At 56.6% G+C, this 13,297-nt stretch carries 13 protein-coding genes; 5 read left to right on the plus strand and 8 right to left on the minus strand.

The window, feature by feature from the left end; all coding sequences use genetic code 11:
* The first annotated feature begins 462 nt into the window (after positions 1 to 462).
* The gene (locus tag LQ231_RS25910) at positions 463 to 2,448 is read left to right on the plus strand and encodes a heme lyase CcmF/NrfE family subunit (RefSeq protein ID WP_230175132.1); all 1,986 of its coding nucleotides are present in this window, start codon (positions 463 to 465) and stop codon (positions 2,446 to 2,448) included.
* A gap of 85 nt (positions 2,449 to 2,533) precedes the next feature.
* On the opposite strand, the gene LQ231_RS25915 is transcribed toward LQ231_RS25910, so the two are convergent.
* From LQ231_RS25915 to LQ231_RS25930, 4 genes are all read right to left on the minus strand, one after another.
* Entirely contained in the window at positions 2,534 to 3,496 is a 963-nt protein-coding gene (locus tag LQ231_RS25915; protein ID WP_230175133.1) for an arsenic resistance protein, read from the minus strand.
* A gap of 370 nt (positions 3,497 to 3,866) precedes the next feature.
* The gene (locus LQ231_RS25920) at positions 3,867 to 4,463 is read right to left on the minus strand and encodes a DedA family protein (protein ID WP_037094268.1); all 597 of its coding nucleotides are present in this window, start codon (positions 4,461 to 4,463) and stop codon (positions 3,867 to 3,869) included.
* A 309-nt stretch (positions 4,464 to 4,772) separates the two neighbouring features.
* Entirely contained in the window at positions 4,773 to 5,474 is a 702-nt protein-coding gene (locus LQ231_RS25925; RefSeq protein WP_162707488.1) for a L,D-transpeptidase, read from the minus strand.
* 32 nt (positions 5,475 to 5,506) lie between these two features.
* Positions 5,507 to 6,124 carry an SCO family protein gene (locus tag LQ231_RS25930; RefSeq protein WP_112590887.1) on the minus strand — a complete coding sequence of 206 codons (618 nt, stop codon included), beginning with the start codon at positions 6,122 to 6,124 and terminating at the stop codon, positions 5,507 to 5,509.
* A gap of 200 nt (positions 6,125 to 6,324) precedes the next feature.
* Between LQ231_RS25930 and LQ231_RS25935 the strand changes: the two genes are divergently transcribed.
* The 3 genes from LQ231_RS25935 (at position 6,325) to LQ231_RS25945 (ending at position 8,383) form a co-directional block, all read left to right on the plus strand.
* Entirely contained in the window at positions 6,325 to 6,777 is a 453-nt protein-coding gene (locus tag LQ231_RS25935) for a disulfide bond formation protein B (RefSeq protein ID WP_112590888.1), read from the plus strand.
* 152 nt (positions 6,778 to 6,929) lie between these two features.
* Positions 6,930 to 7,436, plus strand: coding sequence for a thioredoxin domain-containing protein (locus LQ231_RS25940; protein ID WP_230175218.1), 507 nt, complete (start codon positions 6,930 to 6,932; stop codon positions 7,434 to 7,436).
* A gap of 23 nt (positions 7,437 to 7,459) precedes the next feature.
* Positions 7,460 to 8,383 carry a cation diffusion facilitator family transporter gene (locus LQ231_RS25945; RefSeq protein ID WP_112590892.1) on the plus strand — a complete coding sequence of 308 codons (924 nt, stop codon included), beginning with the start codon at positions 7,460 to 7,462 and terminating at the stop codon, positions 8,381 to 8,383.
* Positions 8,384 to 8,385: 2 nt separating this feature from the next.
* Here LQ231_RS25945 and LQ231_RS25950 read toward each other — a convergent pair whose 3' ends face one another.
* The 4 genes from LQ231_RS25950 to LQ231_RS25965 all read right to left on the minus strand — a co-directional run bounded on the left by LQ231_RS25950 (position 8,386) and on the right by LQ231_RS25965 (position 12,531).
* Entirely contained in the window at positions 8,386 to 9,444 is a 1,059-nt protein-coding gene (locus tag LQ231_RS25950) for an NAD(P)/FAD-dependent oxidoreductase (RefSeq protein ID WP_195950099.1), read from the minus strand.
* A 200-nt stretch (positions 9,445 to 9,644) separates the two neighbouring features.
* Positions 9,645 to 10,730 (minus strand): murein L,D-transpeptidase family protein, encoded by a 1,086-nt coding sequence (locus LQ231_RS25955; protein ID WP_230175135.1) that lies wholly within the window; start codon positions 10,728 to 10,730, stop codon positions 9,645 to 9,647.
* 213 nt (positions 10,731 to 10,943) lie between these two features.
* On the minus strand, positions 10,944 to 11,477 hold the full coding sequence (locus LQ231_RS25960; protein WP_112590898.1) for a hypothetical protein: 534 nt from the start codon (positions 11,475 to 11,477) through the stop codon (positions 10,944 to 10,946).
* 664 nt (positions 11,478 to 12,141) lie between these two features.
* Positions 12,142 to 12,531, minus strand: coding sequence for a hypothetical protein (locus LQ231_RS25965; protein ID WP_230175136.1), 390 nt, complete (start codon positions 12,529 to 12,531; stop codon positions 12,142 to 12,144).
* Here LQ231_RS25965 and LQ231_RS25970 point away from each other — a divergent pair.
* Positions 12,530 to 13,045 carry a transglutaminase-like cysteine peptidase gene (locus tag LQ231_RS25970; RefSeq protein ID WP_112590962.1) on the plus strand — a complete coding sequence of 172 codons (516 nt, stop codon included), beginning with the start codon at positions 12,530 to 12,532 and terminating at the stop codon, positions 13,043 to 13,045. The genes LQ231_RS25965 and LQ231_RS25970 overlap by 2 nt on opposite strands.
* The last annotated feature ends 252 nt before the right edge of the window (positions 13,046 to 13,297 follow it).

The following is a 13,297-nucleotide window of genomic DNA, read 5'->3' on the forward strand; positions in this document are numbered from 1 at the left end:
CTTCGTCTGTGCGCTCAATCGTCCCGCCAGGCCATCGAGTGACAGCAACGTTCCAAGGAACGTCTGCGCGTGAAGTCGACGCGCGATCCGCGAAGTACCCGGCTACAGCGAACGCCAAGCCGGCGACGATCGACGAAGAAGGAATAGTACGGACTTGTGATCTTGGCTCTCCTTGAACTGAAGCATTTACAGAGAGTTCCGGATTGGCTTTCCGGGTCTCTCCCAGCCCATCCAATCTTGTCGCACTAGTCGAGTGCGGTGACACCATGACACCGCCGGGAATGAACACTCCTGTTGCTCGCGCGGCAGGTCTTAGGTTAGGCTGGTCGCTGATCTTGGATCGTGGTTGAAACCCTTGTCCCAATACAGTGCCTGCCAGCATGACGAGACTTAAATGCCAAGGGACGCGGCCGCTCGTCTGGAGGCGCAAGGGGTGGAACTCAGCGGCATGGAAGAGATCCAATGATCATCGAGCTTGGCCACTATGCCTTGGTGCTGGCACTCGCCACCTGTCTTGTCGTCTCCATTCTGCCCGTAATCGGCGCGCGACGCGGTGACGCAGCAATGATGGCGGTGGCTACCACTGGCACCTACGCAATGTTCCTCCTCGTCGCCTCCTCCTTCGCGGCCCTCACCTACGGCTACGTACTCTCAGACTTCTCGGTGCAGAACGTCTTCGAGAATTCGCACTCCCTCAAACCGATGATCTACAAGGTCTCCGGCGTCTGGGGGAACCATGAGGGTTCGATGTTGCTTTGGGTGCTGATCCTGACGCTGTTCAGCGCCATGGTCGCCTTCTTCGGCACCAATCTGCCGGACCGGCTGAAAGCGAATGTGCTGGCCGTACAGGCCTGGATCACGACGGCCTTCACGCTCTTCATTCTTCTGACGTCGAACCCCTTTATCCGCCTGTCGCCGATCCCGGCAGAGGGTCGGGATCTGAATCCGGTCCTTCAGGACATTGGTCTCGCGATCCATCCGCCGCTGCTCTATCTCGGCTATGTCGGCTTCTCGGTTTGCTTCTCGTTTGCGATCGCAGCATTGATGGACGGACGCATCGATGCCGCCTGGGCTCGCTGGGTTAGGCCTTGGACGCTGGCCGCCTGGGTGTTCCTGACGGCCGGCATCGCTATGGGCTCCTACTGGGCCTATTATGAGCTTGGCTGGGGTGGTTGGTGGTTCTGGGATCCGGTCGAGAACGCCTCCTTCATGCCCTGGCTGGCGGGCACCGCCCTTCTGCATTCGGCGCTCGTCATGGAAAAGCGCGATGCCCTGAAGATCTGGACGGTGCTGCTCGGCATCATCGCCTTTTCGCTGTCCCTGCTCGGCACCTTCCTGGTGCGCTCGGGCGTGCTGACCTCGGTGCACGCCTTTGCGAACGACCCGACGCGCGGCGTCTTCATTCTCGGCATTCTCATCATCTTCATCGGCGGGGCCTTCACCCTCTTTGCGCTGCGCGCGCCGATGCTCAAGGCCGGCGGCCTGTTCCAGCCGATCTCGCGTGAAGGTGCGCTGGTTCTCAACAACCTGATTCTCACCGTCTCCACCGCGTCTGTTCTGATCGGCACGCTTTATCCGCTGCTTTTGGAGACGCTGACGGGCGACAAGATCTCGGTCGGTCCGCCCTTCTTCAACATCACCTTTGGGTTGCTCATAATACCCCTCCTGCTCGCGATGCCCTTCGGGCCATTCCTCGCCTGGAAGCGCGGCGATCTACTTGGTGCGCTGCAGCGGCTTTACGTGGCGGCGGCGGTCTCGCTCATGCTTGGCCTTGGTTTCTGGTACGCCCAGAATGGCGGTCCCGTCATGGCGGTGGCAGGCCTTGCGCTCGCCTTTTTCGTCATGGGCGGCGCGGTATCCGATCTCTGGTATCGGGCAGGCTTTGGCAAGCATCCGCTGTCCACCGCCTGGAGTCGACTGAAAGGCCTGCCGCGGTCGGCATTCGGCACGTCACTTGCGCATTTCGGCATGGGTGTGACCGTGCTCGGCGTCGTGGCCGTCACCACCTTCGAGACGGAAACGGTGGTCGAGATGAAGCCGGGCATGACGGTGGAGGCCGGCGGTTATGTCATCACCTTCGACGGTATTCGCGCCGCGACGGGACCTAACTATAGCGAAGACCAGGGGCATTTCACCATCCGCGAAGATGGTGTCGAGGTGGCCGATGTCTGGTCGTCGAAGCGGCTCTACACGGCCCGCCAGATGCCGACGACGGAAGCCGGCATCGTCACCTTCGGCTTCAGCCAGCTCTACATCTCGCTGGGTGACCCAATGGCCGCCGGGGGCATTGTCGTACGTGTCTGGTGGAAGCCCTGGATCCTCTGTATCTGGTCCGGTGCCATCGTGATGATGGCTGGTGGCATCGTCTCGCTCTCTGATCGCCGTTTGCGAGTCGGAGCGCCTAAGCGAACCAAGGCCTCGATAAGGCCGTCGTTAGGGGTCAGCTGAGTGCACGAACAGACAGCCCCCTCCGCTTCCTGCGCGAATTAGACGAAGGCGCCATCCCGGCCCGGCACAAGGCGGCTTACATTCTTCAGGCAGCCTTGTTCGACCCAAACTTTGGTGCCAGACGAATGTAAGCCAACTGGCTCAGCAGTTCGATCAGTGTCTGCGTGACAATTATTGCCGGAAGGATCGGTACAGCACCCGGGACAGCGAAAGCCAGCGGCAGGACGACCAGAGAGTTGCGCGTGGCGGCACTGAATGCGACGGCACGGCCCGCTGGCGCATCAAGCCGGAACAACTTACTCATACCCCACCCCGCCAAGGGCGCAGCAACCGCGTATGCCACGTATATTGGCACAACACGGAAAGTGGCATCGAGTGCGGGGCCGAGTTGCGGTACGACGGCAGCAACCACGACGAAGAGTACGAACGCTGTCGCAGGAACCGGAAGCAGCCCCAAAACCGCCGACGCACGCTGCCCTGCCACACTTCGGCCGGCCGAGAACTGGATGAGGACGGCGAAGACAAGCGGGACTGCTATCAGCCAGACGAACGCGTGGAAAAATGGTCCGGCTTTGATAAGAGACCCAGCCTCGGGACCGAGGAAAACGCTCAAATAGACGGGCAACAGTAGCATTTGGACGATCAAGAGCGCGGGTGTTGCTGCCAGCAGGAGACGGGCGTCGGCGCGGCCAAGATGCGAGAACGTAACGACATAGTCGATGCATGGGGCGAGAAGGACCAGCAATACGCCAAGCCGTATCATCGGATCAGGTGGAAGAAACGGGACGAGAACTCCCACCAGCATAGGCATGACGACAAAATTCGCCAGCAGCAGGACGCCAAGGAAGCGGAATTGCGCGAGGGCCATCCGAAGTTCGGCAAGCGGAACCTGAAGGAAGGTCACAAACAACATGAACGCTAGCGACGGATTTATGCCGATCTCAAGTGCGGTTGTTCCAGAGATCGAGAGAGCCGCCAGAGCGCCAAGGATAACTGCGCCAAAATAGATCTGGACCTGATGATTTTCGAGGGTGTCACGGAGGGTCAACGGAGCGCTTTCAGTTTTCATTTCAGGCCGACGAAGCTAGCCAGGTCCGAGAACAATGGCCGCCGTTGCTATCCGGTGGTTTAGTCTTCGAACGCCTTTGGTGCCAGCTCATTGCAGACAAGAAAAGCGCTGCGGGGCTGGAGAACTGGACAGGGAGTCGGACAGAAAAGTCCGATTTCCAGCATCACCTGAAAGCTCCCCCTATATGCCGCAAGTCACTGGATTTGAGTATGTCGACCTGCGCCGTAGATCGGCGTAACAGTTTGAAAGGGCTGGGGATAGGTCGGTCCGGGTGCGTGTCAGGCTTTGCGGTATACATGCGCTGTTCTCTGCCTTTCCATGGTGACCAGGCATGAAACTGCTGATGACTTCAATTGGATTGTTCTCCAATTTTCGGGATTCGGACAGCTATCCGATTTATCCGCCACCATGCGAAGACCGACAGGAGGAGCATTGCGGCAAGTAAGACAATACTTGCAAAGCCCCAGCCGGTTTCCACCGCCTCCTCTATCTGTGCGCCGAAAACGAAGCCCGCCAAAACCAGGCAGGCGGTCCAAACTATTGCGGATGCTGCATTCAGAACTGTAAACTTTGCCCATGACATTGATCCGAGACCAACCGGAAGCGCGCCGATGGTCCGCATACCCTTGGGATATCTGTAAAGAAAGATGTAGGCCCAGCCGTACTTTGCAACTAGGATTTTCGCGGCCGCATAGGCCTTTTCGGCAAAAGGCCACCTCGTTAACCACGCATCCCCGTATCGTCTCGCGATAAAGAACCGTGCTTCGTCCCCGAGATAGCCGCCGGCAAAGGTCAACGCTAAAACAAGGGACAAGTCCAAAGCTTGTGTTTGAGCCGCATAGCCCGCGAACAATGGGAGACTACCGCTTTTCAGCATGCAGTACGCAAAAAGCAGGATGTAGATCCATGTCCCGTATTCTCGTACTAGATCAGACAAACCGTCCATATCGCTTCACCAAATCAAATCGCAGGGGACAAACAGAAACTCTTTTTGTGTACGATCTAGACGATCTATCGGATGTTTTCCTTCGCATGGCCTGCCTGGTGAGTGCACGACCATCGGACATCTGGTTCAGTTTGGCATAGCCCGCGCACGAGCTGAGGCTGCCGTTGTTTTCCGACAGCCTCTACATGACAGCGCCAGGGGAATGCGGATAACCGGAGTCAGCTCCGACATGGCACAGGCCTCGCATGCCTGACCTCACGACTTCAAGCCGCTGAACTGTCGGTGGGGAGACTTCACGGTTTTCTCCGCCTAAGCCTCAGAGAAGCGAGGCAGGCTGGTAACGACGATGGGGGTTTTGCCTGGCACTCGACCATACAAGTCGACCACGTCCTGATTGATCATCCGGACACACCCTGAGGATACCGACTTGCCGATCGTCCACCATTCCGGCGACCCATGGATGCGATAAAGCGTGTCCTCGCCATTCTGGAAAATGTAGAGCGCGCGCGCGCCCAATGGATTCTTGAGGCTAGGAGGCATACCGCCATTGGCAATGCTGTAGGGCGCAAGTTCTGGCTGTCGAGCGACCATCTCGTCAGGTGGCGTCCAGCGTGGCCACTGGCGTTTGTACTGGATGACCCCCTTGCCCGACCATTCGAACCCCTGCCGGCCGAGACCGACCCCGTATCGCATCGCCTGTCCGCCCTCATAAGTCAGGTAGAGAAAGTAATTGGCCGTATCCACGACCAATGTGCCTGGCCGCTCCCCGGTCGGATCACTCACCATCTGGCGGTAGTAGCGCTTGTCGATCTTCTGGTAGGGTATAGCAGGCAGCGGGAACTGTTCGTTTGGAATTGGTCCATAAGTGGTCTCCAGGACCGGATGTACGATGGGTACGATTTCAGATCGTGATGTCTCTAGGGTCGTTGTCGAGCAGCCAGTCAACACAGCCGCCGCTGCCCCAGTACTCCCGATAACGAAGCCTCGTCGTGTCAATTTCCCAGACTGCAATGTATTTCCTCTCGAAGGTTGAAGCTTCTGGCTTACGGGCCGGTCATGAGATTGCGGATCTTCTTCATCCGAACCTCGCGGGATTCATGCATGTCGAGCGTTCCTTTGAAGCTACCATTGGCGTCCATCATGTATACGCCAGCCGTATGGTCCATCGTGTAGCTTCCATCTTCGGTCGGAACCTTGCGTGCGTAGGCGGAGAAAGCTTTCACAGCCGTCGCTGTTTGCTCCGGCGTTCCCCGAAGGGCAAGGATTCGACGGTCGAAGGATGTCATGTATTCGTTCAGCAACTGCTGAGTATCTCTCTCTGGGTCAACGCTGATGAAAACAACGTTGAAACCGCTCGCAGCGGGCCCGAGTTCACTCATTAGGTCACTCAACTCGAACAGCGTTGTGGGGCAGATGTCAGGGCAGTGGGTAAAGCCAAAGAACGCCAAGTACGGCTTTCCTTTGAGCACGGCATTGTCGATGACTTGGCCACGGTGGGAAACCAACTCAAATGGCCGACCGACCGCAGGGGTGGAGGTCGTGTCTGACACACCCAGGCGTCTGCTAGTATCCGATTGCGACACATAGCCGATGAGCAATAGCAATGTGATGATCGCAACCACGCACCACGCCACCAGTCGAAACGCTTTGAGAGATTCCATATAATTCCCTGCCGATATTCGCCCCGGATGAACCGTCCGGAGCACTCCTAATCCCTCTAGCAGCTTGAGGTTCAAGGCGAGTTCAGAAGAAAATTGCAATTCTCCTCAGACCTACCGCTGCAGAGCCCCGGAAATTGCTGCAGACCGGAAACCGCCCTTGACCCTCAAGCTACTAGAGGTTTCATACTGACAACGCATCAATGAACGACAGGAATGGCCGAGCAGTGGTAAAATCTAACGACGGGGCATGGCTTGCGATCTTTAGCGCGTGGATGATTGCCATGAGTTCGACGCTCGGCGCATTGTTCATCGGTGAGGTCATGGGACAAATGCCATGCGATCTCTGTTGGCACCAACGAGCCTTCATGTTTCCACTGGCAGTCCTGCTCGCCGTCGCCGCCTTCCGCTCTGATGCCCGTGCCTGGATCTATGCAGTTCCGCTGGCAGCGGTGGGATGGTTGATCGCGGCATTTCACAACCTCCTCTACTTCAATATCATCCCCACGGCCATCAAGCCTTGCGGCCAAGGGCCATCCTGCTCGGGCGCGGGTATGCTCCTCTTCGGAACCCTCCCCATTCCGCTCCTGTCGCTTGGCGCGTTTACCGTCATCATCGCCCTACTTCTAATCGTGCGCCGGAGAACACCAGCATGAACAGACGCACTTTCGTCATCGCTTCGGCTTCAGCTGCGATCGCAGTTTTCGCAGGAGGTGCCGCCCTCTATAGTGGGCTCACACCAGAAGCTGAGCCAGCGCCCTCCCCAATGCCGGGGAACAATACCCTTGTCAGAATGCACTCGCCGGTCATGGGGCCGGTTTCGGCGCCTGTGACAATTGTCGAATTTTTTGATCCGTCATGTGAGGCGTGCCGGGCATTTTATCCGCTCGTAAAGCAGATGATGGCGCAGACCGGAACCGACGTGCGGCTCGTCCTGCGATACACCGTATTCCACGAGGGTTCCGACGATGCCGTGCGCATATTGGAGGCCGCGCGCAAACAGAACCTGTTTGAACCGGTCCTAGAAGCGATACTGGAACAGCAGCCGGTCTGGGCCGATCATGGCAAGCCAGATCTGGAAAAGGCATGGCAGATTGCGGCAATGGCCGGACTTGATGTCGAGCAGGGCAAGAAAGATGCGGTGTCCCCCGCGATCGACAATATTCTTGCCCAGGATATGGCGGACGTTCAGGCCAACAATGTGAAACAGACCCCGACATTTTTCGTCAACGAAAAGCCTCTGACAGAGTTCAGTCCGCAAGGTCTTTTCACACTGGTGAAGGCTGAGATCGATGCCAGCAAGGCAGGATCCTGACCTCGGAGACAGGACCGGAATTCATGAGTGGACATCACCACGATCATGGAGCGGATGCCGGAGACAAGCGTATAGGGGGAGCAATTCTCGTAAACGTGTTCCTTACCTTTGCGCAGATTGCCGGCGGCATCTTCTCCGGCAGTCTTTCCCTGATCGCGGATGCGCTCCACAACTTCAGTGACGCTGCATCACTTGTGATTGCGTATGGCGCACGCCGAATCTCGCGCCGCCCTTCCGACGAAGGGATGACGTTCGGCTATGTTCGTGCCGAAATCGTCGCATCGCTGATCAACTATACGACTTTGATCGTCGTTGGGCTCTATCTCGTGTATGAAGCGGTCATGCGGTTCATCACACCGGAGCCGATAGAAGGGTGGACGGTCGTGATCGTCGCAGGCATCGCGCTCGTCATCGATTTGATCACAGCCATGCTCACCTACACCCTTTCAAAAACCAGCATGAATATCCGCGCCGCTTTCTTGCACAATGTGTCGGACGCCCTTGGATCGGTGGGTGTTATCATTGCCGGCACGCTTGTGCTGATATACGGCTGGACATGGATTGACCCGGCGATCACCCTCATGATCGCAGGCTACATACTCTGGCAGGCCTTCACTGAGATCGGAGGATCGATCAGGATCCTGATGATGGCGGCGCCTGAGGACGTGGATGTGAACAAACTTGTTTCAGACATGCGTTCCGTCGAAGGCGTCCAGGAGGTGCACCATGTCCATGTGTGGCGGATCGATGAAGATCACAAGGCATTGCAAGCGCATCTCGTTGTGACGGAGTCATCTCTGCGCAGTGTTGCTGAAGTGAAAGGCGCAGTGCGAAAAATCCTGCGGGACAGGCACGGTATCGACCACAGCACTCTGGAGATCGAAACGCCAGAGGACGGTTGCGAAGACGGCGTACAGGTCATCGGTCATAATGTTATAGAGACCTGAGACTAGAGGCTTTGCAGGCACCGTTGACGGATATGCTCGACGATGAAAGCCGCATCGTCAGCGGCACCTGCGATCAGACCAGAGGCACGGTTCCGCTGCCAAGGTCGGCCAACATAGTAGAGACCGGCAACAGGCGAAATCCCGTTGGAGTGTATTGGGACAGCCCGAGCATCAACTGCACCCTCGACTTCAATCCAGGGGAGCTCATCGGCATAGCCTGTCGCCCAAACTATGGATCTGATGTTCTCGCTCGATCCGTCGGCGAAACTTGCCCCGCGGTCATGGATCGCAGCCAGTCTCGGCTTCAGGATTACCCCCAACCGCCTAAGTGAAGCATCGTCATTGCCACGAACAGGGAATGGATCCTCACGCCTCATCCTTCGCCCGATGATCCCCTGCGCCGATACACGTAGAAGGCCGAGCTGCCCCAGCCATACCCACAAACTGCGTCCGAGGATCTTCTCCGGTAAAAGCCTGCGCTTTCGCCCGCGTGCAAGCAGCACCTGTTGAAACCCAGCCATCGCAATTGCCACGTCCCTTCCACTCGCGCCATCTCCGACAACAAGAACAGGGCCTTTCGCCACCGAGCCCGGATTGCGGAACTCAGCTACGTGCATCTGCTGAATGTCGGCCGGGAGCAGTTTCGACAATCCAGGAATTCGCGGTGTCGAAAATGCCCCCGTGGCAACGATGACGGTATGACATGTGATTCGATCGCCGTCTTGCGTTGACGCCACGAAGAGACTGCCTACCTTCTCAAGTCGGACGACCTTCTTCGAACTGATGACCGGAAGTTTATGGAAGGAAGCATACCGCCGCAGATAGTCAGCAAACTCATCCTTTCCAGCAAAGCCATTTGCATCACCAACCAGGGGCATATCCGAGAGCGCGCTGATGCTGCGAGGGGTAAAAAGTGTGAGGTTGTCATATCTGTTGCGCCAGCTGTCTCCGATTTTTATGCCAGCATCGACAATCAAGAATGTCAGGCCCTGCTTCTTCAAGGCATACGCCGCGGCGAGCCCGGCTTGCCCCGCCCCGATAATCAAGATGTTGGTCCGCACTGCATGCCCCTCAAGCAACATCGTCTTTACCCATCAACGGCTGGGGACGTTACGATTACATTGGGTTCAGGCCTTGCCTCTCGACCAATATGCGAGAAGCTCAAGAGAAAGACCGCCACAACGAAAATCGTGAGCACTGCCAACACAATCCAGTTATTGCGCCGTATCTTCTTAATCCGATCATCGGGCTGGGCCATAATTCAGTCTCCTGTCGCACTTGCGGCGGTCACCCCGTCGCCAGACCTGGCTTTCTTCTTTTGGAATGGGTCAGCCAACGCCGCATCTGGTCTGCTGACCGGATATTTTGTGCCCGAAATGCGAGCCGCAAGTCGGTCCGGACCCTCTTTCTTAAGGAGTGCGCGGAAACTCGGATGCATTCCGCCATCCACATAGGATGACACCGTCGAGCCGCCGGCCTGTTGAAGAGCAGCCTCAAGCCTTTGGGTTTCTTCGGCCATGCGGGCCATCAGTGCGGGATCAGAAGAAGCGGCGCTTGCGGGGCAAGCCTCCAGTGGGTAACGGGGCTCTCCGCCCACGAACTCTTTGTTGAACATGTAGCGGCGGCCACACACCGAGACTTTTGGTTGCTCCCGGGTCAATTCGAAAACGTCGTATCCCTCCTTCAGCGTCCGCCAGAACGACAGGTTTTCGTTGTCTCTGTGCAGCGTCATATTTTCCGTCGTCATTCGGAAAGGATAGGCCTGGACCTGGAAACGCTCCTGTCCCGATGAAAGTGCCTTGGCGACGATCGCATATATTTCACCGACGCCCTGGTCTGTCAGCGCAAAGCAACCGGAAGAGGAGCAAGCACCGTGGACCATCAGCGCCTCGCCGGTATAGCCGAGTGCCGACTCAAGCCTGTTTGGATAACCCAGGTTGAAAGATACATAGTACTGCGATTTAGGATTCAGCATCCCTTTCGAAATGTGGTAGAACCCCTCGGGCGCCTGGCGATCACCTTCCTTGACCTTGGGGCCTAGCTTCCCGGACCACCTGCACATCGGATATGTCTTGAGCAGCGCGTAGCGCCCACTTCGGTCGATCTTCCAGACCTCGAGCTCGCTTTCCTGCTTGAAGATCCTGATGAGGACAGGACTCTCCGCTGCCATACCCTTCTTTGACATCTCTGCCAACATCTTGCTCGACAGTTCGGGTGCCCTGCTGGACAGGTCGTCCAGCCCCATGTCTGAAACACATCCGGATAGGGAGACAGCTATAAACGCTCCAATGCAGGCATTCTGCGCGATCAGAAGTGCTCGCTCAGTCAAATTCTGAAACCAATTCATTTCGTCACTCTTCGCGCTTTCAATGAAACCCTGCCAAAATCACCCGGAAGATGCCGAGCGCACCACGGCAGCCGGCAGTCCAAGAAGGGGGGACGACCGCACGACGCCGCATCGAACAAATCCTTAGCCGCCGGTATAAATATAGGACCTCAAGTAACTAGAGCTACAAGGGGTCGCCCTCGGAAAAGCTGAACGCTTCTCCCACCCAATCATCTACCCATCTTTGGGCACCGGACCAGGCACGACATCGAGCAGAGATTTATCAACCAGGGGAGTTACCTTCATCGGGCTTGCCCCGGAGGTGCGCATCCGGTCCATGTCTGCTGCAGTGAGGTAATCGAGCTTGGTGATCAGAGTTTTATAGTAGGCTTGCAGACCAGTCCGCTTGTTCATCCGCTCCACCAGATCTAACCTCAGGGTGTCAGCTGCGAATTCGGGATCGGTAAGAACCGGTGTGGACACCAGTGTCGCGATCAATTCGTCCGTCAGTTCTGCCTCCGGACTGGGACTAGCGCGGAGTGCCTCGTCATTTGCGGTCATCGTCACTTCCGCGACGACGTAACCGTCAACCTTGTTCTCCCGAATGATCGGTACGGTCACCATCGCCGACTTAACCACCTCATGTTCGGTCAGCCTAGGAGACTGCGCCTCAACCTGTTTGGGCGCCGGTGCCCACTGGAAACCAGCGTAGACAGCAACCAAACACACTACGACACACCACACCCCGGAGAATGCAATCTTCCACATTTACTGATCTCCATGAGGACCAACCGGTGCTACGCCGGGATCCTTCGACGGATCGCTGTCTTGTCATCGCATTCAGGCGTGATTGGACAGTGCTCGATCCTTTATTCGATGAGAGCCGCTTTCAAGCCGCGTGTTGGACCCAATCCAACATCTACGGAAACTCGTCGACGATCCGTGCGCTTTAATCGGGAAGGTCAGGCTCGGGGAGGAGGATCAAGGAGATCGATGCCGGCGAAGATGCGGAACCGATTTGGTGAGACTCTATAGGCAGAGCTCATTCGCTCCGAAATTGGAGCGCTTTTCTGTATGCAAGCCAGAAGCTCGTGGGAATGTTCGACCAGATGGTGGCATTTCGCATGGGTACCGCCAGACCCAGTCCCTTGATGGACGTTCATGCATATCGTCGGCCCGGAGCTGCTGTCTCGCGCGACTGAGCCACGCGGACCCATGATGACAACTGCCAAAAGCAGTGCCACACACAAAATCCGAATCGATTTTCTAAGCCGCAACATCATCACACATTACACTCAACCTGTTTGACATTGCGTGAAGCTGGTGCGCTGACCTTGCCGCAGAACGGTTCATGCAGACAATAAGAATTGATTTCCCCGTGTAAGACCGTCGCCTCTAAACTTGGGATATGATCGCGTCAATTACACAAATCTCAAAGAACCTTGGAATGATCGTTGCGTTTTCGCTGGCGGGATTTGTGTCCGTTAAGATTGCTTTTGCCGTCGTTTGCTGGGGCATAGGACATGACTCCTTCGAGGCCATCGCGGGCATGGTCGCATCCATTGGTCTTGGGGGCTGGATCGGCATAGAGGCCTATCTGTCGTTCACAAGCTGGCGATCCAATAGGAAAGTGTCTGAATTCGACACAAGCCGATAAAATTGCACTGAATATCTTTGCGTGATGGTCGTGTTCGATCCTCATAAATCGTCCAAGCACACAGGGACGACTTATGACCGCTAGATTTCTGCTCGCAATTTTCGCCATAACGATCTTTTCGACCGGCGCCGCCTGGAAACCGGAAGCGGCAACGTGGGATTCCATGCCTGTCGCCGGGGCGACGTCACAACCGATCGGCCACTTCGAATTTTGCAAACGATATCAAAAAGAATGCCAGCCTAACGCTGCAGATCGCGCACGCCTGAAGCTCACAGAGGAGATCTGGAATAGCCTCGTTGAGGTCAACCAGGTCGTCAATACAATCCCGGCCATCGAGGATATCGAGATCTATGGCGTCGAGGAATTTTGGAACTATCCTACCACCGCAGCCGACTGCGAGGACTTTGCTCTTCTGAAGCGCAAGCTTTTGATGAGACGCGGGATCGCGGTCTCCAATCTGCTGATCACAGTTGTACTCCAGCCGGACGGATCCGGGCATGCTGTTTTGACGGTGCGATCACAGATGGGCGATTTCATCCTCGACAACCTGCGTGGTGAAATCAGAAATTGGTCAGAAACTGAATATACCTACCTCAAGCGTCAGGATTCACGCAATCCGGGGAAATGGGTGAAGATCAGGGACGGTCGAGACACAACGGCAGTCAGCGGCATTCACTAACCCGACTAACCAGGTAGACCGGCCGACCCTGCGGCAGTCAGCCGGGGATGCCTGACGAGGCGAAACCTCGCAGTAACTGGTGACCCAGCTCGGATGATGAGCTCCGGCCGCCACTACACGTTTCCTTGATGCAATAGCTGGCGCCCAAGTTTACGCTTGAAGCTCTAGTTCCTGGAGGTCGTATGGCAAGAACCCTGTGAGCATGAAATCTCGCTCGCGGCCAATCTTGCAAATCTTCGCGCATGTCAGAGC

Source organism: Rhizobium sp. CECT 9324, assembly GCF_918741265.1.
GTDB lineage: Bacteria > Pseudomonadota > Alphaproteobacteria > Rhizobiales > Rhizobiaceae > Allorhizobium.